Annotated in this window: 27 protein-coding genes; 19 read left to right on the top strand and 8 right to left on the bottom strand. The window is 63.3% G+C overall.

From position 1 onward, the window contains the following. Positions 1 to 60 precede the first annotated feature (60 nt). The 4 genes from smpB to ABMC89_RS10275 all read left to right on the top strand — a co-directional run bounded on the left by smpB (position 61) and on the right by ABMC89_RS10275 (position 3,290). Entirely contained in the window at positions 61 to 549 is a 489-nt protein-coding gene (smpB, locus tag ABMC89_RS10290; protein ID WP_349567832.1) for an SsrA-binding protein SmpB, read from the top strand. Beyond that, positions 542 to 1,180 (top strand): glutathione S-transferase family protein, encoded by a 639-nt coding sequence (locus ABMC89_RS10285; protein WP_349567830.1) that lies wholly within the window; start codon positions 542 to 544, stop codon positions 1,178 to 1,180. Before smpB ends, ABMC89_RS10285 begins: the two co-directional genes overlap by 8 nt. 71 nt (positions 1,181 to 1,251) lie before the next feature. Further along, positions 1,252 to 2,106: a 3-mercaptopyruvate sulfurtransferase gene (gene sseA / locus ABMC89_RS10280; RefSeq protein ID WP_349567828.1), complete on the top strand. Its 855-nt coding sequence runs from the start codon at positions 1,252 to 1,254 to the stop codon at positions 2,104 to 2,106. Continuing rightward, positions 2,106 to 3,290 (top strand): amino acid aminotransferase, encoded by a 1,185-nt coding sequence (locus tag ABMC89_RS10275; protein ID WP_349567826.1) that lies wholly within the window; start codon positions 2,106 to 2,108, stop codon positions 3,288 to 3,290. The genes sseA and ABMC89_RS10275 overlap by 1 nt, the downstream gene beginning before the upstream one ends. Positions 3,291 to 3,496: 206 nt before the next feature. On the opposite strand, the gene ABMC89_RS10270 is transcribed toward ABMC89_RS10275, so the two are convergent. Both ABMC89_RS10270 and ABMC89_RS10265 read right to left on the bottom strand, forming a co-directional pair. Beyond that, entirely contained in the window at positions 3,497 to 4,819 is a 1,323-nt protein-coding gene (locus ABMC89_RS10270) for an ammonium transporter (RefSeq protein ID WP_349567824.1), read from the bottom strand. Between the two features lie 15 nt (positions 4,820 to 4,834). After that, positions 4,835 to 5,173 (bottom strand): P-II family nitrogen regulator, encoded by a 339-nt coding sequence (locus ABMC89_RS10265; RefSeq protein ID WP_349567822.1) that lies wholly within the window; start codon positions 5,171 to 5,173, stop codon positions 4,835 to 4,837. Between the two features lie 255 nt (positions 5,174 to 5,428). Here ABMC89_RS10265 and ABMC89_RS10260 point away from each other — a divergent pair, with 255 nt between their 5' ends. The 8 genes from ABMC89_RS10260 to ABMC89_RS10225 all read left to right on the top strand — a co-directional run bounded on the left by ABMC89_RS10260 (position 5,429) and on the right by ABMC89_RS10225 (position 14,668). Further along, on the top strand, positions 5,429 to 7,675 hold the full coding sequence (locus tag ABMC89_RS10260) for a transglycosylase domain-containing protein (protein WP_349567820.1): 2,247 nt from the start codon (positions 5,429 to 5,431) through the stop codon (positions 7,673 to 7,675). Positions 7,676 to 7,851: 176 nt separating this feature from the next. Next, positions 7,852 to 9,588 carry a type I secretion system permease/ATPase gene (locus ABMC89_RS10255; protein WP_349567818.1) on the top strand — a complete coding sequence of 579 codons (1,737 nt, stop codon included), beginning with the start codon at positions 7,852 to 7,854 and terminating at the stop codon, positions 9,586 to 9,588. Then, on the top strand, positions 9,585 to 10,889 hold the full coding sequence (locus tag ABMC89_RS10250) for an HlyD family type I secretion periplasmic adaptor subunit (protein ID WP_349567816.1): 1,305 nt from the start codon (positions 9,585 to 9,587) through the stop codon (positions 10,887 to 10,889). Before ABMC89_RS10255 ends, ABMC89_RS10250 begins: the two co-directional genes overlap by 4 nt. A 74-nt stretch (positions 10,890 to 10,963) precedes the next feature. Continuing rightward, complete coding sequence (locus ABMC89_RS10245) at positions 10,964 to 11,422, top strand: RidA family protein (RefSeq protein WP_349567814.1); 459 nt, start codon at positions 10,964 to 10,966, stop codon at positions 11,420 to 11,422. Next, positions 11,419 to 12,189, top strand: coding sequence for a glycerophosphodiester phosphodiesterase family protein (locus tag ABMC89_RS10240; RefSeq protein ID WP_349567812.1), 771 nt, complete (start codon positions 11,419 to 11,421; stop codon positions 12,187 to 12,189). The genes ABMC89_RS10245 and ABMC89_RS10240 overlap by 4 nt, the downstream gene beginning before the upstream one ends. Before the next feature lie 50 nt (positions 12,190 to 12,239). After that, positions 12,240 to 13,427: a GNAT family N-acetyltransferase gene (locus tag ABMC89_RS10235; RefSeq protein WP_349567810.1), complete on the top strand. Its 1,188-nt coding sequence runs from the start codon at positions 12,240 to 12,242 to the stop codon at positions 13,425 to 13,427. After that, positions 13,424 to 13,720 (top strand): 4a-hydroxytetrahydrobiopterin dehydratase, encoded by a 297-nt coding sequence (locus tag ABMC89_RS10230; RefSeq protein ID WP_349567808.1) that lies wholly within the window; start codon positions 13,424 to 13,426, stop codon positions 13,718 to 13,720. The genes ABMC89_RS10235 and ABMC89_RS10230 overlap by 4 nt, the downstream gene beginning before the upstream one ends. Positions 13,721 to 13,729: 9 nt before the next feature. Then, entirely contained in the window at positions 13,730 to 14,668 is a 939-nt protein-coding gene (locus tag ABMC89_RS10225) for a mechanosensitive ion channel family protein (protein WP_349567806.1), read from the top strand. Positions 14,669 to 14,709: 41 nt separating this feature from the next. Here the strand turns inward: ABMC89_RS10225 and ABMC89_RS10220 are convergent, their stop codons facing one another. Further along, entirely contained in the window at positions 14,710 to 15,198 is a 489-nt protein-coding gene (locus tag ABMC89_RS10220; protein WP_349567804.1) for a peroxiredoxin, read from the bottom strand. Positions 15,199 to 15,286: 88 nt separating this feature from the next. Between ABMC89_RS10220 and ABMC89_RS10215 the strand changes: the two genes are divergently transcribed. Genes ABMC89_RS10215 through ABMC89_RS10205 form a run of 3 tightly spaced genes read left to right on the top strand, consistent with a single transcriptional unit; the run spans position 15,287 to position 17,301 of the window. Then, the gene (locus ABMC89_RS10215) at positions 15,287 to 16,492 is read left to right on the top strand and encodes an NAD(P)/FAD-dependent oxidoreductase (RefSeq protein ID WP_349567802.1); all 1,206 of its coding nucleotides are present in this window, start codon (positions 15,287 to 15,289) and stop codon (positions 16,490 to 16,492) included. Continuing rightward, positions 16,489 to 17,040 carry a 16S rRNA (guanine(966)-N(2))-methyltransferase RsmD gene (gene rsmD / locus ABMC89_RS10210; protein ID WP_349567800.1) on the top strand — a complete coding sequence of 184 codons (552 nt, stop codon included), beginning with the start codon at positions 16,489 to 16,491 and terminating at the stop codon, positions 17,038 to 17,040. Before ABMC89_RS10215 ends, rsmD begins: the two co-directional genes overlap by 4 nt. Before the next feature lie 60 nt (positions 17,041 to 17,100). Then, a complete protein-coding gene (locus tag ABMC89_RS10205) occupies positions 17,101 to 17,301 on the top strand; it encodes a hypothetical protein (protein ID WP_349567798.1) in 201 nt (66 codons plus the stop codon). 24 nt (positions 17,302 to 17,325) lie between these two features. Here ABMC89_RS10205 and map read toward each other — a convergent pair whose 3' ends face one another. Continuing rightward, positions 17,326 to 18,138, bottom strand: coding sequence for a type I methionyl aminopeptidase (gene map, locus ABMC89_RS10200; protein WP_349567796.1), 813 nt, complete (start codon positions 18,136 to 18,138; stop codon positions 17,326 to 17,328). Positions 18,139 to 18,167: 29 nt separating this feature from the next. Then, on the bottom strand, positions 18,168 to 18,881 hold the full coding sequence (gene sfsA / locus ABMC89_RS10195; protein ID WP_349567794.1) for a DNA/RNA nuclease SfsA: 714 nt from the start codon (positions 18,879 to 18,881) through the stop codon (positions 18,168 to 18,170). Between the two features lie 46 nt (positions 18,882 to 18,927). Between sfsA and ABMC89_RS10190 the strand changes: the two genes are divergently transcribed. The 4 genes from ABMC89_RS10190 to ABMC89_RS10175 are packed head-to-tail and all read left to right on the top strand — an operon-like array spanning position 18,928 to position 21,879. Then, positions 18,928 to 19,647, top strand: coding sequence for a competence/damage-inducible protein A (locus ABMC89_RS10190; RefSeq protein ID WP_349567792.1), 720 nt, complete (start codon positions 18,928 to 18,930; stop codon positions 19,645 to 19,647). Further along, on the top strand, positions 19,644 to 20,363 hold the full coding sequence (locus tag ABMC89_RS10185) for a GNAT family N-acetyltransferase (protein WP_349567790.1): 720 nt from the start codon (positions 19,644 to 19,646) through the stop codon (positions 20,361 to 20,363). Before ABMC89_RS10190 ends, ABMC89_RS10185 begins: the two co-directional genes overlap by 4 nt. Positions 20,364 to 20,374: 11 nt before the next feature. Continuing rightward, positions 20,375 to 20,944, top strand: a complete 570-nt coding sequence (locus ABMC89_RS10180) for a peroxidase-related enzyme (protein ID WP_349567788.1) — start codon at positions 20,375 to 20,377, stop codon at positions 20,942 to 20,944. Next, a complete protein-coding gene (locus ABMC89_RS10175; RefSeq protein ID WP_349567786.1) occupies positions 20,941 to 21,879 on the top strand; it encodes an OmpA family protein in 939 nt (312 codons plus the stop codon). The genes ABMC89_RS10180 and ABMC89_RS10175 overlap by 4 nt, the downstream gene beginning before the upstream one ends. Before the next feature lie 90 nt (positions 21,880 to 21,969). Here the strand turns inward: ABMC89_RS10175 and ABMC89_RS10170 are convergent, their stop codons facing one another. The 3 genes from ABMC89_RS10170 to ABMC89_RS10160 all read right to left on the bottom strand — a co-directional run bounded on the left by ABMC89_RS10170 (position 21,970) and on the right by ABMC89_RS10160 (position 26,119). Continuing rightward, positions 21,970 to 22,878: a LysR family transcriptional regulator gene (locus ABMC89_RS10170; RefSeq protein ID WP_349567784.1), complete on the bottom strand. Its 909-nt coding sequence runs from the start codon at positions 22,876 to 22,878 to the stop codon at positions 21,970 to 21,972. Positions 22,879 to 23,016: 138 nt separating this feature from the next. After that, positions 23,017 to 23,958, bottom strand: a complete 942-nt coding sequence (locus ABMC89_RS10165) for a zinc transporter ZntB (protein WP_349567782.1) — start codon at positions 23,956 to 23,958, stop codon at positions 23,017 to 23,019. A gap of 133 nt (positions 23,959 to 24,091) precedes the next feature. Next, the gene (locus ABMC89_RS10160) at positions 24,092 to 26,119 is read right to left on the bottom strand and encodes an FAD-dependent oxidoreductase (protein ID WP_349567780.1); all 2,028 of its coding nucleotides are present in this window, start codon (positions 26,117 to 26,119) and stop codon (positions 24,092 to 24,094) included. Positions 26,120 to 26,184: the final 65 nt, after the last annotated feature.

Below are 26,184 nucleotides of genomic sequence, written 5' to 3'. Positions count from 1 at the left end.
GAGCCATGACATGGGGCCGTCCCCTTGCGGGGCGGCGATGCAGGCTCTACATCCACCCCTATGGCTCAGGTAAAGACATCCTCCAAATCCGATCCGAATTACAAGGTGATCGCCGAAAACCGTCGCGCGCGGTTCGATTACGCGATCGAGGAAGATATCGAATGCGGAATCATCCTTGAAGGATCCGAGGTAAAGAGCCTGCGCATGGGCGGCAGCAACATCGCGGAAAGCTATGCCGCGGTCGAGGATGGCGAGCTGTGGCTCGTGAACTCCTACATCGCGCCCTACAAACAGGCCAAGACATTCGGCCACGAAGAGCGCCGCCGCCGCAAGCTGCTGATCTCACGCAAGCAAATGGCGGATTTGTGGAACGCCACACAGCGCAAGGGCATGACGCTCGTGCCGCTCGTGATGTACTTCAACCACCGTGGCATTGCGAAGATCAAGATCGGCGTCGCCAAGGGCAAGAAGAACCACGACAAACGCGAAACCGCTGCCAAGCGGGACTGGAACCGCCAAAAGCAGCGCCTGCTGAAGGATCATGGCTGAGCGGCTCACGCTCACGGGCTATCGCTACTCGGTCTACACCCGCATTGTCCGCATCGCCCTGATCGAGATGGGGCTGTCTGCCACCTATGCCGAGGTCGACCCTTTCACCGATCCGCCAGATCCGCGGTTGCTTGCGCTTAATCCCATGGCGCAGGTGCCGGTTCTGCGTGACGGAGAGTTTGTACTCACGCAGACCGCTGCGATCCTGCGCCATTTGCAGCGGATCAGCGGTGCGCCGGTGGTCCCGGACGGTGCGCGCGCGCAGGCACGGATGGATCAGGTGATTGGCCTGCTGGATACATCCGGCTACCTGCCCATGGTGCGCGAGGTGTTCGATGCCGCCGTTTTTGCCGCCTTCGAGGGGCGTGCATCCGATCCCCAGCGCATCGCCGAAGGATGCGCGGCGGCTGCCCCCGTGCTGGAGGTTTTGGAGGCCATCACCGCAGAGGGTCTGGTGCTGACGGGGCGGATGACCCTTGCCGATATGTACCTACTGCCGATGCTCGCCTGTTTCACCGCCGCGCCCGAAGGGTACGCGGCAGTGCAGAACTATCCCGCACTGGCACGATACTGGCAGCGGAGGTGTGCTCGCCCGTCACTCGTTGCAACCGATCCGTTCGGGAAGGGCTGAAGGCCTGCACACTTGCCAGCACGCCCGCGCACGGGTACGCAAGATTGCGTAAACATCTCAAAGGGAATGGCATGACAGACGACCCCAACACCCTTGTATCGACCGACTGGCTGGCGAAGCACCTGAAAGATCCCGATCTGCGGATTCTCGATGCCTCGTGGTACCTTCCTGCCGAAGGCCGTGACCCCAAGGCGGAATACGATGCCGCCCATATTCCGGGCGCGCGTTTCTTCGACATAGACGAGATTTCGGACGCTCGGTCCGAACTTCCGCATATGGCACCGCCGGTCGAGAAGTTCATGTCGCGGATGCGCGCGATGGGCGTCGGTGACGGCCATCAGGTCGTGGTCTACGACGGGGCAGGGATCATGTCGGCCCCGCGCGTGTGGTGGCTGTTCCGCCTGATGGGGCAGGAAAATGTCGCGGTGCTGGACGGTGGCTTTCCCAAATGGATCGCCGAGGGCCGCCCGACCGAGGACATGCCCCCCATCCCCCGTGACCGCCACATGACGGTCCGGTTCCAGAACAGCCTTGTGCGCGACGTGACACAGGTCAGCCATGCGTCAAAGCTGGGAAGCCCGCAGATCGTCGATGCCCGCGCCGCCGACCGGTTCCGCGGCGAGGCGCCCGAGCCGCGCGAGGGTCTGCGCGCCGGTCACATTCCGAAGTCGCGCAACGTGCCCTATGCCACCTTGCTGAACGACGACAAGACGATGAAATCGCCGCAGGAAACCGCAGAGATATTTAAGGCCGCCGGCGTCGATCTTAGCCAGCCGGTGATTACCTCCTGCGGGTCGGGCGTGACCGCTGCGGTGCTTGCGCTGGCGCTTGAGCGTCAGGGCCATACCGACTGGTCGCTTTACGATGGATCATGGGCCGAATGGGGAATGTTCCCCACAGTGCCCGTCGCAACCGGAGACGCATGATGTTCGAGACGCTCAAGGCACAACCCGCCGATAAAATCCTTGCGCTGGTGCAGGCCTACCGCGAAGACCCGCGCGATACCAAGATCGACCTCGGTGTCGGTGTCTACAAGGACGCATCGGGGCTGACACCGGTGATGCGTGCGGTCAAAGCCGCCGAACACACCCTGTGGGAGCAGCAGGACAGCAAGGTCTACACCGGACTGGCAGGCGATCCCGCCTTTGCGGATGCGATGGTCGATCTCGTGCTGGGCGATGCGGTGCCTCGCGATCACGTGGCCGCCGCCGCCACTCCCGGCGGCACCGGTGCGGTGCGTCAGGCGTTCGAACTGATCCGCATGGCCCGCCCGGATGCGCGGATTTTCGTGTCCGATCCGACATGGCCGAACCACATCTCGATCCTGAATTACCTCGGGATGGAGATTGTACCCTACCGCTACTTCGATGACGAAACACGCGGCGTGGCCTTCGACGCGATGATTGCCGATCTCGAAACTGCGCGGAAGGGCGACGTGGTCCTCCTGCACGGTTGTTGCCACAACCCGACCGGCGCGAACCTGAACGCGGCGGAATGGGACGCGGTGATCGCGGTCCTGCAAAAGACGGGTGCGGTGCCGATGATCGACATCGCCTATCAGGGCTTTGGCGACGGGCTGGACGCCGATGCCGCTGCGACCCGCAAGGTGGCAGGGGCGCTGCCCGAATGCCTGATCGCGGCCAGCTGTTCGAAGAACTTCGGCATCTACCGCGAACGGACGGGCATTCTGATGATGGTCGCGCAGGATCCGCAGACGCGAAAGCTCCATCAGGATACGCTGGCCTTTCTCAACCGCCAGAACTTCAGCTTTCCGCCCGACCACGGCGCGCGGCTGGTGACGATGATCCTGACGGACGAGGCGCTGCGCGCCGATTGGCAGGCCGAGCTTGAGGATGTGCGCCTGTCGATGCTCGGTCTGCGCGAGCAACTGGCCGCCGAGCTTCAGAAGCTGTCGGGCTCTGACCGCTTCGGGTTTCTTGCCCAGCACCGCGGCATGTTCTCGCGCCTGGGAACGACGCCCGAGATGGTTGAAAAACTGCGGGCCGATCACGGGATCTATATGGTCGGGGACAGCCGCATGAACATCGCGGGATTGAACGCCCAGACCGTGCCGATCCTCGCCAAGGCGATCGTCGACGCCGGCATCTGAACGCCAGCTTTTCATGTACAGGCCGCCATGCTTTGCGCGTGGCGGCCTTTTTCGTGCGCGCGCGCCTTCTATGCGGGCTCCGGATCGCGTGGACTTGTCGCCCAGCTGCGGGATCCGGCAACGAAAAAGCCCCGCCTTTTGGGCGGGGCTTTCGGTTTCTACCGTGGATTTCGGACCCCCGGGGAGGAGGTCGGAGGTCCGAAGGGTTATCCGCGGGAGAATTCGGGGTAGGCTTCCATCCCCAGCTCGGTTGTATCGAGACCGTTGATCTCGGCTTCTTCGCTGACGCGGATGCCGACGACGGCCTTGAGGATCAGCCACACCACGCCGGAGACGACGAAGGTGAAGATACCCACAACGAGGATCGAGTAGAGCTGCGTGCCCAGAGACGCGTCACCGTTGGTGAAGACCACGGCGATCGTGCCCCAGATGCCTGCGAACAGGTGGACAGGGATCGCACCGACAACATCGTCGATCTTCAGCTTGTCGAGGAACGGCACGGCGAAGACCACGATCACACCACCCACGGCACCGATCAGAGTTGCTGCGCCCAGTGTCGGGGTCAGCGGCTCGGCTGTGATGGAGACAAGACCGGCAAGTGCGCCGTTCAGGATCATCGTCAGGTCGGCCTTCTTGAACAGAACCTGTGTCAGCACGAGGGCGGCAACGGCGCCACCGGCGGCGGCTGCGTTGGTGTTGGCGAAGATACGGCTGACGTCGGCGATATCACCCACGGAACCCATCGCAAGCTGCGAACCGCCGTTGAAGCCGAACCAGCCGAGCCACAGGATGAACATACCCAGTGTCGCAAGAGCGAGGTTGGAGCCGGGCATCGGGTTCACCTTGCCGTCCTTGTACTTGCCGATACGTGGCCCGAGGATCAGCGCACCTGCCAGAGCGGCCCAGCCACCCACGGAGTGCACAACGGTCGAACCCGCAAAGTCGAGGAAGCCCATTTCGTCAAGGAAGCCGCCGCCCCATTTCCAGGAGGCCTGAAGCGGATAGATGATGCCGGTCAGGATGATCACGAAGATCAGGAAGGGCCACAGCTTGATCCGCTCGGCCAATGCGCCGGATACGATCGACGCCGTCGCCGCACAGAACATCAGCTGGAAGAAGAAGTCGGAACCGGTGGAGGCATATTCGCCGTCATCGGCACCTGCAAGGTCGATGCCGACCGCTTCGAGTACACCGGGCCCGAAGACGCCCGATACGACCCCCTCGATGGACCATGTGCCCAGCGGGTACATCAGGTTATAGCCGAACGCCCAGTAGGCGATGGTGGCCAGAGAGAAAAGTGCGACGTTCTTGGTCATCTGCATGGTCACGTTCTTGGAACGCACCAGACCGCCTTCGAGCATGGCAAAACCAGCGGCCATGAAGAACACGAGGAAACCGCCGATAAGGAACAGCAGTGTGTTCATGATCCAGACCATTTCGGCGGTGACCGCGGCTGCATCCTGCGCCAGCGCGAGCGACGGCAGCAGTGCCGCACCGGCTGTAAGTGGAATGAGAAGCTTCTTATTCATCATTTCGTCCTTGAGTTAGATAGCGTCTTCGCCGGTTTCACCGGTACGCACGCGCACCGCCTGCTCGACATCGAGCACGAATATCTTGCCGTCACCGATCTTGCCGGTTTGGGCGGTTTTGCTGATCACCTCGACCATCTGGTCTGCCACGCCGTCGGCGACGACAAGCTCCAGCTTCACCTTCGGTACGAAGTTCACGACGTATTCCGCGCCGCGGTAGATTTCCGTATGACCCGACTGCGCGCCGAACCCCTTGATTTCCGTAACCATCAATCCGCGCACACCCGCTTCGGTCAGCGCTTCGCGGACCTCTTCGAGTTTGAACGGTTTGATCGTGGCAATGATGAGTTTCACCTGATTGTCCCCTTTGAATACGCAGGCGGTGCCTGCACGATGCCGTTGCAGCAAAAGGGCCGGGGGCCGTGATGGGAAGACAGGGGCACGTATTCAAGGTAACGAACACGGGAGATTTGCCCAAATAATAGGCATATTGGTAAATGAGATTAAAAATTAGGCGATCTTTTGAGGGATCAAATGGGATCATTCGCTAAACAATCCGCGTTCTTGGAGGTAGTGTGACGCAAAACAGCAGCCGAGCAGGCCATATTCATGAGTGATTCACCCAAGCGCGGGCGCCCGCTGATCGCGGACAATCGCTACGGCGCGAAGTCCAAGCGCAAGGCGCCCGCGACCTCCAAGGAGGCGAGCGGCGCCAAGGCAAAGCCGAAGGCCGCTGCACGTCGCAGGGGCAGGCCGCAAAAGCCGTCACGCGGTGGCGTTCTGGGTTTCTTTTCGCGGCTCGCGCGCTGGATCATGCGGCTGATCTGGATCGTCTTCTCGCGCACGGCGCTTGTCGGCATCACGATACTGGCGCTGATCGTCGGCTACTTCTACACCACCCTCCCCCCGGTCGAAGACCTGCTGGACGGCCGTGCGCGCGGGTCGGTGACAATGCTCGACCACGAGGGAGAGGTCTTTGCCTGGCGGGGGGACCAGTTCGGCGGGGTCGTCACGGCCAGCACGGTCTCACCGCACCTCAAGAACGCGGTGATCGCGACCGAAGACAAGCGCTTCTACCAGCATTTCGGTCTCAGTCCGCGCGGGATCGCGTCTGCCATCCGCATCAACATGTCCGAAGGGCGCGGGCCGCTCGAAGGGCACGGGGGCTCCACCATCACCCAGCAGACGGCCAAGCTGCTCTGCCTGGGCGAACCCTATGATCCGGCGTCGGGCATGACAGAGGCCGAGTACGAGGCGGATTGCCGTCGCGGCTCGCTCAAGCGCAAGGCCAAGGAAGCGGTCTATGCGCTGGCCATGGAGGCGAAATATTCCAAGGATGAAATCCTGTCGATCTACCTCAACCGCGCCTATATGGGCGGCGGTGCCTACGGGGCAGAGGCCGCGGCGCAGCGGTTCTTCGGCAAGAGTGCCGCGACCGTCGATCCCGCAGAGGCCGCGATGCTGGCCGGACTTCTGACCGCGCCGTCCACCTTGTCGCCGACATCGAACCTCGAAAGGTCCCGCAACCGCGCGGCAACCGTGATCCGGCTGATGAACGAACAGGGCTACCTGAGCGACGAACAGGCAGCCGTCGCGCAGGCCAGCCCCGCACAGCTGTCCGAGGCCGCCGAGGCGCGGGCGGGGGGCTATTTCGCCGATTGGGTGATGTCCACGGGCCCCGAATTCTTCACCCGCAAGACGACCGAAGACGTGATCATCCGCACCACGCTTGACCAGCGGATGCAGCGCGCGGCGGTGGACGGGCTGAACTGGGTGTTCGAGAACAAGGTAAGCGAAGGATCCGAAGCGCAGGCGGCCATCGTCGTGATGAGCGCGGATGGCGCGGTGCGCGCCATGGTCGGTGGTCGCAAAACCAAGGTTTCGGGTGCGTTCAACCGCGCCACGCAGGCGCTGCGCCAGACCGGATCGGCGTTCAAGCCCTTCGTCTACGCGGCGGCGCTGGATCTGGGCTATTCGCCCAACGATCTGGTGGACGATAGTCCCTATTGCCTGAACATCCCCGGATCGGGTGAGTGGTGCCCCAAGAACTACACCAACCGCTTTGTCGGCCAGACGACGATGACGAATGCGCTGGCGCAGTCGCTGAACATTCCGGCGGTCAAGATTTCGGAATCCGTGGGCCGCGAGACGGTCACCGCCGTGGCCGAGCAGTTCGGCATCGACAGCGATCTCGCCGCGGGGCCGGCGCTGGCGCTGGGCGCGTCCGAAAGCACGCTGATCGAGATGACCGGCGCGTTCGCGGGTATCCTCAATGGCGGCTCGTCGGTGGAACCCTACGGGCTGATCGACCTGCGCCTGCGTGGCGACAGCGAGCCCTTGATGGGCACCGGTGGCGGCATCGGAGAGCGCGTCATTCAGGAAGATGCCGCGCGCCAGCTGATCTATATGATGGAGAAAGTCGTTTCCGAAGGGACCGGGCAACGGGCGCAGTTCGGGGGGCGCGAGCTTGCCGGCAAGACCGGAACGACCTCGGCGGCCAAGGATGCGTGGTTCATCGGTTTTTCCGCCGACTATGTTGCGGGTGTCTGGATGGGGTATGACGACAACACACCGCTGAAGGGTGTCACCGGCGGCGGTCTGCCGGCCGAAATCTGGCGCGAAACCATGAGCCGCGTGCACGAGGGCCTGCCGGTCAACCCGCTGCCCATGGCGCAGCCCCGCCCGCCGCAGGTGATCTTTGAAGGAGAGGTAAACGCGACATCGCCGATCCCGGCCGACACCCAGCGCGCGCCGAGCCCTGCAAATGTCATCGATCAGGTCCTGCAGGATATTTTCGGCAGCTCCGGTGGCGGTGGCGGCTCCGGCGCCGCCAGCCCCTCGGCTGGCGACCGCTAGCGCCGCGCGGCCTGAGTCAAATCGGACACGGCGTTTTTGACGGTTTCGGAAAGCTCTTGTTAAACATACTGTGGCCTGTCTAACCTGTGGGCCTACGGGCCGTATTGGGCCGATACGGCGGATCGCACCCGGAAATTGATCGGGACGGCATACGCCGTAGTTTCTGGAAGGGACGCATGCAGAGCGATACGATCAAACGCGGGCGCGAGGAACTGCGCCAGGTGCGCAAGCGCAGCCGGGGGCTATACTGGTCTGTCGGGCTGTTTTCGGCCTTTGCCAACCTGTTGATGCTGACCGGCCCGATGTACATGCTTCAGGTCTACGACAGGGTGCTCGGCTCCGGCAGTCAGGAAACCCTTGTCGCGCTGTCGCTGCTGGTGGTCTTTCTCTATGCGGTGATGGGGATTCTGGACTATACGCGGGGCCGGATCATGGCCCGTGTCGGGGCGCGGTTTCAGGACGATCTGGACCGCAGGGTGTTCGATGCGGTGGTGCGCAAGTCCGCTATCGCACCCGATGTGAAAACCAGCGCCAGCCTCGGGGATCTCGAAGCGGTGCAGCGGCTGATTACCTCACCGGTGCTGACCGCCGCGTTCGATCTGCCGTGGACGCCGATCTTCTTTGCGGGGATTTTCCTGTTCCATCCCTTCCTCGGTTATCTTGCCTTGGTGGGGGCGGCTATTCTGATCGCCATCACCATCGCCAACCAGTTGCTCTCGCGCGGTGCGCAGGCGCGCGCGGGCGTTGCGGGCCAGCAGGCCACCGCGATGGCCGACCAGATCCGCACCGAAGCGGAAATGGTGCAGGCCATGGGCATGCGTGACGCCGCTTTCACCCGCTGGCAAAAGGCCCGCAGCCAGGCGTTGAGCGATCATGTGCGCGCCACGGATGTCGGTGGCACATTCACCTCGATGACCAAAACGCTGCGCCTGTTCCTGCAATCCGCGATGCTGGGTCTTGGTGCCTATCTGGTGCTGCGCAATGAGCTGACCCCCGGTGCGATGATCGCCGGTTCCATCCTGTTGGGCCGCGCGCTTGCGCCGGTCGAGATGGGGCTGAACCAGTGGCCTGTCGTGCAGCGGGGCATTGCCGGCTGGAACAACCTCGCGGTGCTGCTGGGCACCGTTCCGCCCGAAGGTGCGCGCACCGCGCTGCCGCGCCCCAAGGCCAAGCTGGTCGCAAAGAACCTGACCGTGGTGCCGCCGGGCGAAAAGCAGGCCTCGCTCAAGTCAATCAACTTCAGCGTGGAGCCGGGGCAGGCGGTTGGCGTGATCGGCCCGTCGGGCGCTGGCAAGACGACATTGGCGCGGACCCTGACAGGTGTCTGGCGTCCCGCGGGTGGCTCTGTGAGGCTCGACGGTGCGGCGCTTGAACACTACGGCACCGAAACGCTGGGCCTGCACATCGGCTATCTGCCGCAGCGCGTGACGCTTTTCGACGGAACGATCGCGCAGAACATCGCGCGGCTTGCGGATGTGCCGGACGACGCGAAGGTGGTCGAGGCGGCAAAGCTTGCTGCCGCGCACGAGATGATCCTGGAGCTGCCGCAGGGATATGACACGCTGGTGCAGGCGGGGCAGGTCCGCCTGTCCGGCGGGCAGATGCAGCGGATCGGTCTTGCACGCGCTTTGTACGGGGAGCCGGTGATCCTTGTTCTGGACGAGCCGAATTCGAACCTCGACAATGTGGGCAGTCAGGCATTGAACCGCGCGATCCGCGAACTGAAGGACTCGGGCCGTTCGGTTCTGATCATGGCGCACCGTCCGGCGGCCATTCAGGAATGCGACACGCTTCTGGTTCTCGACAGCGGGATGCGCATGGCCTTCGGCCCCAAGGATGAAGTGCTCAAGGGGATGGTGGCCAACCACAAGCAGCTGTCGAAGGCACCAGCCGGGTCTGGGGGCGTGGTATGACCGAGAAGAACAAATGGTCCGCATGGCAGCCCCTTGTCATCGGGTTTCTGGGCATTCTCGTACTTTTCGGCGGTTTCGGATCATGGGCGGTGCTGTCGAACATCGCGGGGGCTGTCGTCGCCTCTGGCCGCATCGAGGTGGAGAGCAACCGCCAGGTCGTCCAGCACGATACCGGCGGCACGGTGGCAGAAATATTTGTCAGCGAAGGCGATCTTGTCACGGCGGGCGAGCAGCTGATCCGTCTTGACCCCACGCAGTACGAATCCGAACTGGCGCTGATCGAAGGGCAGCTTTTCGAATTGATGGCCCGTCGCGGGCGTCTGGAAGCACAGCGCGACGAACGCGATACGGTCGATTTCGATCCGGAGCTTGTCGCCATGGCCGCTGTCAACGCGGATGCAGCCGAGTTGATGAAGGGGCAGCGAAACCTCTTCGAGGCGCGCAGCGAAAGCATCGCGCGCGAGATCGAACAGCTTGGCAAACGGCGCAACCAGATCGAGGACCAGATCGTCGGCATCGGCGCGCAGGAGGAATCCCTCGCCACGCAGCTGAGCCTGATACAGGAACAGTTGGCCAGCCAGCAGACCCTGCTGGATCAGGGCCTCAGCCAGGCGGCGACTGTTCTGGGGCTCAAGCGTGAACAGGCGCGCCTGATCGGCGAGATCGGAGAGCTTGCCGCCACCCGTGCGCAGGCCGAAGGGCAGGTCACCACGATCGAGATCGAAGTGCTAAAGCTTGGCACCCGCGCCCGCGAGGAGGCGATCTCGGAGTTGCGCGAGATCCGCTACCGCGAGCTCTCGCTCGTTGAGCAGCGCCGCGCGCTGAAGGCCCAGATCGAAAGGCTTGATATTCGGGCGCCGGTGTCCGGCATCGTTTATTCGATGCAGATCACCACGCCCCGCTCGGTGATCCAGCCTGCGCAGCCGGTCATGTATCTGGTGCCGCAGGACAGGCCGCTGGTGATCGCGGCGCGGGTGATGCCGACGAACATCGATGAAATCTCTGTCGGTCAGGAAGTGAAGCTTATGCTGTCCTCGCTGGACCAGCGCACCACGCCGGAACTGACCGGTGTCGTGACGCTGATTTCGGCGGACGCCATTGACGACGAGGCGACCGGCGTGAGCTATTTCCGCGCCGAAATCATCCTTCAGGCGGGCCAGATGGAGCGGCTGCCGGACGGGACAGTTCTTGTGCCCGGTATGCCTGTGGACGCCTTCATCAAGACCGGCGACCGGACACCGCTCGCCTATCTTGTGAAACCGATGGCGGATTATTTCAAACGGTCTTGGCGCGAAAGTTGATCGTGGCCCTTTCGCGTTCGCCTGCGGAAGGGTAGCCTCTGCCAAACGATCAATGAAACAGAAGGAACGCTGCCATGAGCATCGCAAAACGTCTCTCCGATATGGGCATCACGCTGCCCGACGCCTCCGCCCCGGCAGCCAACTATGTGCCGTTCGTGCGGGTGGGCAATACGCTTTATGTGTCGGGACAGATTTCGCGCACCGATGATGGTCTGATCCTCGGCGTGCTGGGCGACAACATGAGCGTCGAGGAAGGTGCGGCGGCTGCCAAGACCTGCGCCCTGCAACTGCTTGCGCAGGTGAAAGCGGCCTGTGACGGCGACATCGACAAGCTCAAGCGCGTGGTGAAGCTGACCGGCTTCGTGAACTCGACCAAGGATTTTGCCGACCAGCCGAAGGTTGTGAACGGGTGCTCGGATTTCCTCGTAGAGGCTCTGGGGGATGCGGGGCGTCACGCGCGCTCTGCCGTGTCGGCAGGCGCATTGCCGCTGGGCGTGGCCGTCGAAATCGAAGGCATTTTCGAGATCGAATGACCCGACCGGCACTACCAGACAGTTTCACCCAAGTTCCTTTGGCGCATCGCGCGCTGCATGATATCCACGATGGCCGCCCGGAAAACTCCCGTGCGGCCATTCTGGCGGCAGTCGATGCAGGATATGGCATCGAGATCGACGTGCAGCTCAGCGCCGATGGCGCTGCGATGGTCTTTCACGACTATCATCTCGAACGGCTGACCGATGCGCAGGGCGCAGTGCAGCTGCTGAGCGCGGCAGAGCTGAAGGCCATTGCGCTGCGCGGCGGGCAGGAAGGCATCCCCGATCTGCCCGAGGTGCTGGCAACCATAGCAGGCCGCGTGCCGCTGCTGATCGAACTGAAGGATCAGGACGGCGCGATGGGCCCCAAGGTCGGACCACTGGAGGCCGCAGTCGCTGAGGCGCTGGAGGGCTACGCGGGCGATGTGGCGGTGATGTCGTTCAATCCCCATTCCGTCGCCGAGATGCAGCGCCTGTGCCCGACCGTTCCAAGGGGGCTGACCACCTCGGCCTACGTCCCGTCCGAGTGGCCCTTGCCCGTTACGGTTTGCGACCGCCTGCGCGAGATACCCGATTACGACACTGTCGGCGCGGGTTTCATCAGCCATGAGCTGTCCGATCTCGACCGGCCCCGGGTCGCGGCGCTGAAAGAGGCGGGCGCGGTCATTGCCTGCTGGACGGTCCGCAGCCCCGCGGAAGAGGCGCAGGCGCGCAAGGTGGCTGATACAATCACCTTTGAGGGCTACGCAGCGCCAATCCGCGCTTGAACTCGGACGTCCGAGGCCCACCTAGCACAGCAGGTATCAGAGGGCAGCACATGACCGAACGCGCGGTTGAAATCACGGTACTTTCATCGCTCGATGAAATCGACGCGCAGACGTGGGATGCCTGCGCCTGTCCGGAAGCGGCAGAGGGCGGACGTGCCGTCGATCCCTTCACGACCTACCGGTTCCTGCGCGCGCTAGAAGACAGCGGCAGCGTCGGGCCCGGCACCGGCTGGCAGCCGCAATACCTTGTCGCGCGCATCGACGATCAGGTGATCGCGGTTGCCCCGCTCTATGCCAAATCCCACAGCCAGGGCGAATACATTTTCGACCACTCGTGGGCCCATGCCTATGAACGTGCGGGCGGGCGGTACTACCCGAAATTGCAGATCGCGGTGCCCCATACACCGGCCACGGGCCGGCGGTTCCTGACACGGCCGGGGTTCGAAGACACCGGTTTCGCGGCGCTTGTGCAGGGCGCGGTGCAGTTGACGGAGAACAATCGCCTCAGTTCGGTCAACGTGACCTTCTGCACCGGGGACGAGGCCGCCCGCGCCGAGGATCTGGGCCTGATGGTGCGCAAAAGCCAGCAATACCACTGGCGAAACGACGGCTACGCGACCTTCGACGACTTTCTCAGCAGCCTGAACTCGCGCAAACGCAAGACCCTGCGCAAGGAGCGCCGCACCGCGCAGGACTTCGGCGGCACGATCCATACCTTCACGGGCGACGCGATCACCCGCGATCATTGGGACGCCTTCTGGCAGTTCTATCAGGACACCGGTGCGCGCAAATGGGGAACGCCCTATCTGACCCGCGCGTTTTTCGACATCGCGCACGAGACGCTGCGCGACGACATCGCACTGGTGCTGGCCGAAAGGGATGGCCGCTGGATCGCCGGTGCATTGAACTTTATCGGTCGCGACGCGTTGTTCGGACGATACTGGGGCTGTGTGGAGCACCATTCGTGTCTGCACTTCGAACTGTGCTACTATCGCGCCATCGACATTGCGATCGAGATGGGGCTGGCCACGGTCGAGGCAGGCGCGCAGGGCGAACACAAGCTCGCGCGCGGCTATCTGCCCACGCCGACGTGGTCGCTGCACTGGATGCGCGATCCGGGCTTTGCCCGCGCTGTCGGAGAGTATCTTTTGGCCGAGCGTCGCGCGGTCGACGAGGAAATTGAAGTGCTGACCGAATACGGTCCCTTCAGGAAAACCGAGATTGAGGAACAGGAATGACCGAGAAATTGAGCGCCGAAACACGCGGACCTCTGCTGGACCCGCTTCTGGAAAACGGCTGGAGCCTGACCGAGGGTCGCGATGCGATCCGCAAGGAATACAAGTTCGACGATTTTGCCGATGCGTTCGGGTGGATGGCCCGCGCGGCGATCTGGGCCGACAAATGGGATCACCATCCGGAATGGGAAAATGTTTACAATCGGGTAACCGTTACGCTAACGACGCATGATGTCGACGGGTTGAGCACGCTGGACGCGAAACTGGCCCGCAAAATGGACGGATTGTACGAGTAGGACGGCACGATGAATGAAATCCTGAACTTCGAAATCTGGCAGGGAAAAACTGTCGGAGATGTTTTCACGCTCGAATTCCTGAGCTCGATCGTAGGCTCCGTGCTGGCGGCCATTGCGATCCTGCTCCTGGGCTGGATCATCTCGCGGTGGGTCCAGAACAGGATCATCAATCTCAGCAAGAAGCACAAACGTCTCGACGACATGCTGTTCGAGTTTCTTGCCTCGATCGCGCGGTATACCGTTCTGGCCTTCACGGGCCTTTTCGTTCTTAACACCTTCGGGGTTCAGACGACATCGGTGGTGGCGCTACTGGGTGCCGCCGGTCTGGCCATCGGTCTTGCCTTGCAGGGAACGCTGTCGAACGTGGCCGCAGGGGTCATGCTGATCTTCTTCCGGCCGATCAAGACCGGCGATTTCGTCGAGGTGAACGGGAAGATGGGGACGGTCAAGAACGTGAACCTGAACTTCACCGAACTGGCCGACCTGTCGAACCTTCAGGTGATCATCCCGAACTCGGAAGTCTGGGGCAACACGATCACGAACTATTCGGTGAACGAAACACGGCGCGCGGAATGGACCTTCGGCGTGGGCTACGGTGCCAACCTTCAGAACGCGGAAGACATCATTCGCGACACGATCATGGCCGACAGCCGCGCGAAATCCGATCCCGCCCCTTTCGTGCAGGTGACCAACCTTGGCGGCAGCTCGGTCGATTTTCTGGTGCGTGTCTGGTGCGATGCCGGCGACTATTTCGTCTTCAAGGCGGATATGACCCGCGCGGTCAAGGAAGCGCTGGACGCAGGCGGCGTTAACATTCCGTTCCCCACGCGCACTGTCGTGTTCGAGAAAAGCGACGATGGCGACGATGAAAAAGCGTCGCGGATGAATGGCGGCGCCTCGAAGGGCGATGCCCGCCGCGATACCGACGAAACCGCCGGGCGCGGCTGACAGGATGGCCCCCGTGGCGCCACGCGCCACGGGGATTTTCCTTACATATTATCAAGCAGCGCTTCGCCGCCCGACAGATCACAGACGCCGGTGCCTACTTCGGGCTGGAACAGTGTCACTTTTCCGTCTTCGACCAACATCGCGTACCGCTTGGACCGCGAGTTGAAGCCCACAGGCGGCGCGTCGAAGTCCATGCCGATGCTCTTGGTGAATTCCGAGGACGGATCCGACAGCATCGTGATGCCGGCAGCTTTCGCGCCGGTCGCTTCGCCCCATGCCTGCATCACGAAGGGATCGTTGCAGGCAAGGCAGATGATCTCGTCCACGCCCTTGGCGTCGAACTGGTCTTTCGTGCGGATAAAGCTGGGCACATGGGCCGAATGGCAGGTTGGTGTGAACGCTCCGGGTACGGCAAAGATCACTACCTTGCGACCGGCGGTCTTTTCTTTGAGGGAAACGGGGGAAGGGCCGTCTTCGCCCATCGCCACCAGTGTTGCATCGGGCAGCATATCGCCTTGTGAAATCGCCATAGTTGGACCTTCCGTCTGATTGCGTTTCTGTCTGCCGCGGATATAGGGTCGGGGCGGCAACGCGGCCAGCCTAAAGAGGAGAATGACCATGCGCCACATCATTGTCATAGGGGCAGGTCAGGCCGGAGCGTCATGCGTCGCAAAATTACGCAATCTCGGTTTCGACGGCAGACTTACCCTGATCGGCGCCGAGCCTGAGCCGCCCTATCAGCGGCCGCCTTTGTCCAAGTCGTACCTGATGGGGGATATGGCGCGCGAACGGCTCTATCTGCGGCCGGCGAGTTTCTACGCCGAGCACGCGATCGATCTGCGGCTTGGGCAGACTGTGGAGGCCATAGATACCGCCGCGCAGCGCGTGACGATCGGTGGCGAGGCGCTGGACTACGACGATCTCGTGCTGGCGACTGGATCGGTGCCGCACCGGCTGCCCCCGTCGATCGGTGGTGACCTCGAAGGCGTGTATGTCGTGCGAACGCTGGCGGATGTGGACGCACAGGCCCCCCGTTTTGCCGAAGGGGCGCGGGTGCTGATCGTCGGCGGCGGCTATATCGGGCTTGAGGCCGCGAGCGTCGCGTCCAAGATGGGCCTGCGCGTGACGCTGGTGGAAACGGCGGACCGGATCCTCCAGCGCGTGGCATCGCCCGAAACATCCGATTTCTTCCGTAGCCTGCACCGCGCGCATGGGGTCGACCTGCGCGAGGGCGTGGGGCTGGCGCGGCTGACGGGCGAGGGCAAGGTGACCGGCGCTGTCCTGGCGGACGGCACGACACTCGACGTGGATTTCGTGATCGTGGGCGTTGGGGTGGCCCCCGCGACGCAGCTTGCCGTGGGCGCGGGCATCGACATCGACAACGGCATCGCGGTTGACGCGCAGGGGCGCACGTCGGTCCCGCACGTCTGGGCGGCGGGGGATTGTACCTCCTTTCCCTATCGTGGCGGGCGGATCCGGCTGGAAAGCGTGCCGAACGCCATCGACCAGGCCGAAGTGGTGGCCGAAAACCTTCTGGGCGCGGAGAAGGACTATGTCGCGACGCCGTGGTTCTGGTCTGATCAATATGACGTAAAGCTTCAGATCGCGGGGCTGAACGCGGGATATGACCGCGTTGTCACGCGCGCGGGGGCGACCGGAACCTCGTTCTGGTACTACCGTGGCACGGAACTGCTGGCCGTTGATGCGGCCAATGATCCGCGCGGCTACATGATCGGCAAGCGCCTGATCGAAAGCGGCAAATCCCCGGCGCCCGACATGGTGGCCGATCCGCAGGCCGACCTGAAGGCACTGCTCAAACAATGAGGATCATCGCCGGAACCCACCGCGGTGTGCCGCTGACACCGCTGGGAAAGGGCGATGCGGGTGCGCATTTGCGGCCCACCTCCGATCGCGTCCGCGAAAGCCTGTTCTCGATGCTTGTCTCGCGCGATGCGATCTCGGGGGCGCGGGTGCTGGATCTGTTCGCAGGCACCGGCGCGCTGGGACTCGAGGCGCTTTCACGCGGCGCGCAGGAGGCGCTCTTTGTCGAGAACGGGCGCGTGGGCCAGCGGCTGGTTCGCGAGAATATCGCTCGGTTGCGGGTCGAGGATCGCGCACGGCTCATGCGCAATGATGCCACCAGTCTGGTGGCCTGGCCCGGGGGGCGGTTCGATCTGGTGTTTCTGGATCCACCTTACGGCAAGGGCATGGGACAGCGCGCGCTGGAGGCCGTGCGTGCGGGCGGCTGGCTGTTGCCCGGTGCGCTTGTCGTCTGGGAGGAAAGCGCCGCCATGGATGCACCCGACGGGTTTACCCGCACCGATGCGCGCCGCTTTGGCGATACCCACGTGACGTTCCTGACCGCGGACTGAAGCGCCGCTGACGGTTCTGCCGGTTTGGGGATTGCGGGCATTTGGGGTATGATCCCGCCCATGACAGACTGGACAGCCTCCGATACGCCGCGCGTGCTGACAGGGCGCGGCAAAGCAGCAGACAGCGTGCCGTTGCCCAAGCCACAGCCCTTCGGCGCGCCCGGGCTGATCACGGATTGCGTCACCCCGCTGGCAGGTCACACGGTCCTTGGCCTGTTGATGAAACAGATGATGCGCGACTGTGACGACCCCGACGCCTGAAGCGCGCGGCGGCCAGATTGCCGATCAGCCGTAAGTCGGGTGGAATTTTCCAGCAGGCGACAACGTGAAGATCTCGCATCCATCCTCGGTCACGCCGATGGAATGTTCGAACTGCGCCGACAGGGATTTGTCGCGCGTCACCGCCGTCCAGTCATCGGCCAGCGTCTTGGTTTCTGCGCGACCGAGGTTGACCATAGGCTCGATGGTGAAAAACATGCCGGCCTCGAGCACCGGACCGGTTCCCGCGCGCCCGTAGTGCAGGACATTCGGCGGGGCGTGAAACACGCGGCCCAGACCGTGACCGCAGAAATCCGTCACAACCGACATGCGGTGGCCTTCGACGAAGGTCTGGATCGCGTGGCCGATATCGCCGAAAGTGTTGCCGGGCTTCACCGCTTCGATGCCCAGCATCAGCGCATCATGGGTCACGTTGATCAGCCTTTCGGCCTTGCGCGGCAGCTTGCCTGCGACATACATCCGCGACGTATCGCCGAACCAGCCATCCACGATCACGGTGACATCGATGTTCAGGATATCCCCGTCCTTGAGCTTCTTGTCGCCGGGGATGCCGTGACAGACCACGTGGTTCACCGAAATACACGAGGCGTGTTTGTACCCCTTGTAGCCGATGGTCGCTGATTTTGCGCCTGCGGCCTCGACACGTTCTTCGATCAACCGGTCGATCTCGCCGGTGGTCTGCCCGACAAAGATATGCTCGGCGATTTCGTCGAGAATGGTCGCGGCCAGCTTGCCCGCCGCATGCATTCCTGCGAAATCGCCGCGCTCGTGCACGCGTATACCGTCTTTTGTCGTGCGACCGTTGTGTGGCTCTGTCACCGATCTCTCCATCTCTCTTCAGCCGCTATTTAGCGCGCAGGACGGCCAAGGGCCAGAGGAGCGTAAATTTCTACTTTTGCGGGAGAAATCTGCGTTCCGATGCACAGTGTCTCGACCCCGGCGGCGGTTGCTTCGGCATGGGCTGTGGCATAGGCCGGATCTATATCGCGCGCGATATCCACATGGGTGCAGTCGGTCCGCTGCACAAGATACAGTAGCACCGCGCGGTGCCCCTCGCGGGTGACCTGTGCGAGATCGGCCATGTGTTTGGCACCGCGGGCCGTGACCGAGTCGGGAAACTCCGCCAAACCGGGGGTGCGGCAAAGGGTGACCGATTTCACCTCGACATAGGCGTCTGGAAAGCCGTTCGCCTGCAACAGGAAATCGATGCGCGAATTCTGCCCGTATTTCACCTCCGGTCGTACGGTCGTATAGGCGGCAAGGGCCTCGATACGCCGGTCTTGCAGCGCCGCGCGCAGGACGCGGTTGGGCAGTGACGTGTCCACACCGGTAAAATGGCCATTCTCGTGATCCACCAGACGCCAGCCGTACTTCAGCTTTTTCTTCGGATCGTCGTTCGGCTCCAGCCAGACTTTCGTTTCCGGTTCCGCCAGCCCCATCATCGACCCGGGGTTGGCGCAATGGGCCGTCACCTCTTGCCCGTCTTCCAGCCTGCAATCGGCAAGGAAGCGTTTGTATCGGCGGATCAGCCGCGCGGGGACAAGTTCGGTTTGAAAGCGCATGGCATGGGGCTATACCGATCTGCAAACAGGCTCAAGGAGTGGCAACATGGCGAACCCAACGGCAGCGATGCTGGTGATCGGGGATGAAATTCTTTCGGGGCGGACGCGGGATGCGAACATGCACCATCTGGCGGGCCAGTTGAGCGAGATCGGCGTGACACTCGCCGAAGTCCGTATTGTCGGAGACGAGGCTGCAACGATCATCGAAGCCGTGCGCGCGCTGTCGGACCGCTATGACACGGTGTTCACGTCGGGCGGGATCGGGCCCACCCACGATGACATCACCGCCGACTGCATGGCGCAGGCCTTCGGCCAGAGCATTGATGTGCGCGATGACGCCCGCGCGCTGCTTCAGGCGCATTACGACAAGTCGGGGATCGAGCTGAACGCCGCGCGGCTGCGCATGGCGCGCATTCCGCAGGACGCCACGCTGATCGACAATCCGGTCTCCGCCGCGCCCGGTTTCACCATCAAGAACGTGCATGTGATGGCCGGTGTGCCGTCCGTGTTTCAGGCCATGGTGGCAAGCGTCCTGCCGACCCTGACCGGCGGAACGCCCCTCATCAGCAAAAGCTACACCGTCTTTCGCGGCGAGGGCGACATCGCAGGCCCGCTGGGTGATCTGGCCAAAGCCTATCCCGCTCTGTCGATCGGCAGCTACCCCTTCCAGCGCGAAGGCCGTTTTGGCGCACAGATCGTACTGCGCGGGCACGACAGCAAACTTCTGGATGACGCGCTGGACCAGTTGGCGGAGGCTTTCGCGTGAGCCCGTCCCTGCCGCAGCTCTTCGAGGCGATCGAGGGCACCTGGCCCCCCGCGCGCAGCTGGGAGGAGGGGCCGTGGACGCTGCGCGACGGGGCCGGTGGTGGCAAACGCGTATCTGCCGCCTCGGCGCGTGCGCAGGCGACCGACAGCGACATCACCCGCGCCGAGGATGCCATGCGGATGATGGGTCAGCGCCCGCTGTTCATGCTGCGCGCGCAGGATGCGGCATTGGATGCCGCGCTCGCCGACCGTGGCTATGCCGCCATCGACGAAGTCGTGGTCTATAGCGCGCCCATTGATCTGTTGACCGATGTTGCCATGCCCCGCGTCACCTGTTTCACCATTTGGGAGCCGCTGGCGATCATGCGCGAAATATGGGCCGCAGGCGGTGTGGGGCCTGCGCGGATCGCCGTCATGGACCGCGCGAAAACCCGGACGGGCATCCTCGCCCGGTGGAACGAGAAACCCGGCGGCGTCGCCTTTGTCGCCGTTCACGAGGGTGTCGCCATGGTACATGCGGTCGAGGTGCTGAAACACCAGCGCAGGCAGGGGGTCGCGGAATGGATCATGCGCGCCGCCGCCTTCTGGGCGCGCGGCGAGGGGGCCAGCCATATCGCCGTGCTCTGCGTGGCGGAAAACGGCGCGGCAAACGCGCTTTATCGCAAGCTGGGGTTTGCGGAGGCAGGGCGATACCATTACCGTCAATCACCTGAATAGAGGAGATTTCGATGGCCGACGATGCGCCCACCGCCCTTGACCTGCCGATGGTCGACCCGCTGCCGCCTGCGACGCAGAAGTATTTCGACATCTGCACCGAAAAGCTGGGAATGGTCCCCAATGTGTTGCGGGCCTATGCCTTCGATATCGACAAGCTGAATACGTTCACGGCGATGTATAACGACCTGATGCTCGGTGACAGCAAGCTCAGCAAGCTGGAGCGCGAGATGATCGCGGTTGTCGTGTCCTCGGTAAACCGCTGTTTCTATTGCCTGACGGCCCACGGGGCGGCGGTGCGCGAACTGTCGGGTGATCCCAAGCTGGGCGAGTTGATGGTGATGAATTACCGCGTTGCCGATCTGGACCCCAAGACACGCGCCATGCTGGATTTCGCGGTCAAGCTGACCGAAGCACCCGAGCGTATCCTCGAAGACGACCGGCAGGCGCTGCGCGATGCGGGGTTCGACGATCGCGATATCTGGGACATCGCCAGCGTTGCCGGGTTCTTCAATATGACCAACCGCGTTGCCGCCGCGTCGGACATGCGCCCCAACGACGCCTACCACGCCCAGTCACGATGACGCAGATCCGCGCGGCGTTTCCCGCCGCAGCGCTGTCGCTTGCGCTGACGGCAAGTGGTGCCGCGGCGGTTGACCTGACACTGCCCGCGAGTGCGCGCGTGACGGTGCAGCGATCTTCTGAGCTGGACCGCTACGCCGCGCCGGTTGCCCCGTGGGACGGAAGCGAGGTCCCGCGCGCGACTGTCGAAGGAGCGGTATCGCGGACGGCGTGGCGGATCGACGGGGTTGCCCTGACGCCGCTGCAACTCGTCGTGCCGCTTCGCCAGCAACTTGAGGATGCGGGATACCGTATCGTTCTCGACTGCCCCGCGCAGACCTGCGGGGGGTTCGATTTCCGGTTCGCGGTCGATGTGTTGCCGGCACCCGCCATGTCCGTGGGGCTGCGCGATTATCACGTGATTACAGGGCTGAAAGGTCCGCCGGACAAGCCGGAGGCTGCGGTCAACGTGATCGCAAGCCGCCGCGATGCAGCGGCTTTCGTGCAGATCATCACCGCGGGCGAGAACGCGAATGACCCCGCCGAGGCTCCGATCGCCACCGGACAGCCGGTGCCGGAGCCCGACGCCTTGGAGCAGGTTCTGCGCGGGCAGGGGCACGCGGTCCTTCGCGATCTGGAATTCGACACCGGTACCTCCTCGCTGGGGGAGGGGCCTTTCGCGTCCCTGCGGGAGCTTGCCCGCATTCTTCGCGACGCGCCCGACCTGCGGCTGGCGCTTGTGGGCCATACCGATTCTGTCGGCGCGTTGGAGACGAACATCGCCCTCTCGCGCGAGCGGGCCCGCGCGGTGCGCGCGCGCCTGATCTCGGCCTATGGAATCGATCCCGCGCGTCTGGATGCCGAAGGCATGGGATATCTGTCGCCGATCAGCAGCAACGACACGGCCGAGGGCCGCGAGGCGAACAGGCGCGTCGAAGCGGTCGCGCTGGGCGGCTGAGCGCGCCCCATCCTTGCCGCAAGAAAAATACCCCGGGCAACCCTTATGGGATTGGCCGGGGCAAGGTTCACCGAGGGGAGATGGTGTGGGTTATGTCCAGTCGCTTGGGCCTTTTTCGGCAAAGGCGTGGACCAGAAAATCGATGAAGGCGCGGACCTTGGGCTGCGTGAAGCGGCCGGGCGGGTAGACCGCGTAGATGCCTTGGGTTTCCAGTGGCAGGTCGGGGATCGCGTCCTCGATCAGGCCCTGCGACATGGCATCGGCATAGAGAAAGCTGGGCAGATAGGCGATGCCGAGCCCAGAGATCGCGGCATTGAGAAGCGATTGACCGTCATTCACCGACAGCCAGCCCGCCGTGCGCACCTGACGCTTCTCGCCCGAGGGGGCGGTCAGCTTCCAGACGTTGCCGGAGGATTGGTTGGAGTAGTGCAGCAGCTTGTGTTCGTTCAGATCGTCGATCTTTTCGGGGCGGCCATATTTGGCGAAATAGGCAGGCGAGGCGATCATGCGCTTGGTTGTTTCGGTCAGCTTGCGCGCGCGCAGGGTACTGTCCTCAAGCTCTCCGATGCGCACGGCCATGTCGAAGCCTTCGGAAATCAGTTCGACGTAGCGGTTGTTGAGCACCATGTTCACGGTGATATCCGGGAAATCCGACAGGAATTCTGACAGGACGGGTGACAGGTGGTTCACGCCGAAATCCGTCGCAACAGAGATACGCAGCAGGCCCGAGGGCGCGGATTGCATGGATGTGACCAGCGCATCGGCCTCGCCTGCGTCGTTCAGAACGCGGCGGGCGCGGTCGTAATAGGCCAGGCCGATTTCGGTCGGGCTGACGCGGCGCGTGGTCCGGTTCAGCAGCCGCGCACCCAGTCGCGCCTCCAGCGAAGAGACGTGTTTGGACACGGCGGATTTGGAAATCCCCATCTTCTTCGCGGCATCGGTGAAGCCGCCCTGATCCACGACTGTGGCGAAAGCTTCCATTTCTGTCAGGCGGTCCATGTACCGTCCCCTTCACGTAACTTCTGTTGAAGGGAGGTATCGCGGTCAATTCGGGCAGGAAGGAGGCAGGGGTGAGACAGTTGCGAGGTAATTGCCGGATCGTTTTGCGTGCGGAAACGCGAGAACGCTGTGTTTCCGCTACAACCATCGCACGAATTTGAGGATTGCGATCATCACGACACCCAATGCCAGCATGGCCAGACACAGGATGGCAAAGGCCTGCGGATCTTCCACACCGGGCATTCCCGCGACGTTGACACCGAAAAGTCCGGTCAGAAATCCCAGCGGCAGAAACACCGCTGCGGCGACCGACAGAACGTATCCGTGCCGCGCTTGCCGCTGCGCGATATTCGCGTCGTGTTCGTCCTGAACCGAGATCAGCCTGCCTTGCAATTCGTCCAGCTCTTCCACCGCGATGATGGCACGGTTGGCCAGTTCGCGCAGTTCCAGCGCCGTGTGGCTGGGGATCAGCGGCATCTCGATCGCCGCCAGCCTCGCCAGCGCGACACGCTGCGGATCCAGATACCGGCGCAGTCGGATCACCGCGCGGCGGATTTCCGGCAGCTCGCGCGGCATCGGGGTATCCTTGTCCTCGAGATCATGCTCGAAAAACTCGGCGAGCCGGTCGATGCCTTCCACGTGTTCGTGTACCCGCTCTGTCAGTTTTTCAACAAGAAGGGTCAGGAACGCGCCGGGGGTGGGCGGCGCGCGGTGCGCCTCCGCCGCCTCGCGGATGTCGTTGATGGCGAACACCTTGTTGCGCCGGACGGTCACCAGCAGGTTGTCCGCCACCCACATGCGGATCGAGATCATCTCGTCCGCGTGCATCCCTTCATTCAGGTTGATGCCCCGCAGGTTCAGAATCAGCCCGTTTTCGAACCGGTCGCAACGTGGTCGTGTCTGGCCCTGCACCAGCGATCCCGCCGGGATCGCGTGCAGATGGCGGCGCACCCATGGCTCAAGCTCGGGGTCGGAGAGGTCGAAATGCCACCAGCGGTATCCCTGCGCCCCGCAGGGCGCGTCGTCCGAGGGGACGGTTGTCGTGCCGTCGGCGGCGATATCGAATACGCAGATGGGCATCGGTCTGTCCTCGCTGGTGCTGTTTGCGTATTAACCACCCCCGCAACGCCCGCCGCAAGCCGTAGGACGCGGCATCCGGCTCCCTACGCAGGGACCTCCCGAATAGGCGAGGCCAGAGGATCCCCGCCGCGCGTCAGAGCGCTGCGGCGAGCCGGGTTCCCTGATCGATGGCGCGCTTGGCGTCAAGTTCGGCGGCCACATCCGCACCACCGATGACGTGGCAGGTGATCCCCTTGGCCTCCAGCGCGTCGGCAAGCGACCGGTCCGACAGCTGGCCCGCGCAAAGCACGACCGTGTCGGCGGCAATGACCTGCGGCTTTTCGCGCGCCTCGCCAAAGGTGATATGCACACCTTCGCCGTCGATCTTCTCGTAGTTCACACCGGCGATCATGGTAACATTCTTCATGGTCAGCGACGCGCGGTGGATCCAGCCGGTTGTCTTGCCCAGACCCTTGCCGGGCTTGCTGGGCTTGCGCTGCATCATGGTGACCTGCCGCGCGGGGGCGTGGGGCTGCGGGCCTTCGGGGGCCAGACCGGCGCGATGGTCTTCGATGTCCGCCACACCCCATTCGCGCATCCATTCCGGCAGGTCGAGCGTGGTGCTGTTGCCATCGTGAACAAGGTGTTCGGACACGTCAAAGCCGATGCCGCCTGCGCCGATCACGGCGACACGATCGCCCGGCGTGACGGACCCGTTGAGCACGTCGATATAGCTGACGACAGTGTCACGATCCTGCCCGGGGATCTGCGGATCGCGCGGCACGACGCCGGTGGCGATGATGACCTCGTCAAAACCGCCAAGATCATTGGCCGAAACCTCGGTGTTGAGTTTCACCTCGATGCCAAAGTGCGCGACCATGGTGCGATACCAGTCCACGAACCCCCAGAATTCTTCCTTGCCTGCGACCTGCTTGGCAAGGTTGAGCTGCCCGCCGATCTCGGACGCGCGGTCGAACACGGTCACCTTGTGGCCGCGTTCGGCGGCTGTGATGGCCGCAGACAGGCCCGCAGGGCCCGCGCCCACCACGGCGATGGATTTGGGCGTATCGGCGGGCGCGACGATCAGTTCCGTCTCGTAGCAGGCGCGCGGGTTCACGAGGCAGCTGGAAATCTTGCCACCGAAGGTGTGATCCAGACAGGCCTGGTTGCACGCGATACAGGGCGCGATGTGGCTGCTTTTGCCTGCGGCGGCTTTCTTGACGAAATCGGGGTCGGCCAGCATCGGGCGGGCCAGCGACACCATATCGGCGCAGCCTTCTGCCAGCACCTCCTCCGCGACCTCCGGCGTGTTGATGCGGTTCGAGGTGATAAGGGGGATCCCCACCTTGCCCATCAGCTTTTTGGTAACCCACGCAAAGGCCGCGCGCGGCACGGAGGTGGCGATGGTCGGAATGCGCGCCTCGTGCCAGCCGATGCCGGTGTTGATGATCGTCGCGCCAGCCTTTTCGATTTCCTGCGCCAGTTGCACGACTTCTTCGTAGGTCGATCCGTTGGGCACCAGATCGATCATCGACAGCCGGTAGATCACGATGAAATCGGGGCCGACGGCCTCGCGGACGCGGGCAACGACCTCGATCGGCAGGCGCATCCGGTTCTCGTAGGAGCCGCCCCAGCGGTCGGTACGCTTGTTCGTGTGGGTGACGAGGAACTGGTTGAGGAAATAGCCCTCCGATCCCATCACTTCGACACCGTCGTATCCGGCGTCTTTCGCGCGGGCTGCGCAGGCGGCGATATCGGCAATCTGCTTTTCGATGCCTTCTTCGTCCAGCTCCTTCGGCGCGAACATCGAAATCGGCGATTTGATGGCCGAGGGTGCCACGCAGTCGGGCGAAAAGGCGTAGCGGCCCGCGTGCAGGATCTGCATGGCGATCTTGCCACCGTCGGCATGTACGGCATCGGTGACGATGCGGTGGTTTGCGACATCCTCATCCGTGGTCATCATCGCCGCGCCATGGGCGACCGACCCTTCGGGGTTGGGCCCGATCCCGCCTGTCACCATCAGCCCGACACCGCCCCGCGCCCGCGCGGCATAGAATTCTCCGACGCGTTTCCAGTCCCTCGTTTCTTCCAGACCGGTATGCATCGACCCCATGAGGACGCGGTTTTTCAGCGTGGTAAAGCCGAGGTCGAGCGGGGCAAGCATGTGGGGATAGTCGGACATCTGGAAAAACCCTTTCTGGCGTTCGCGCATTTCGTTCCAGATCACCCTAACAAGCCGCTTGTGTC

The sequence above is a fragment of the Sulfitobacter sp. HNIBRBA3233 genome (assembly GCF_040149665.1).
GTDB classification, from domain to species: Bacteria; Pseudomonadota; Alphaproteobacteria; order Rhodobacterales; family Rhodobacteraceae; genus Sulfitobacter; species Sulfitobacter marinivivus.
The sequence above is the reverse complement of the archived record's forward strand: the minus strand, read 5'-3'. Positions and strand labels throughout refer to the sequence as shown.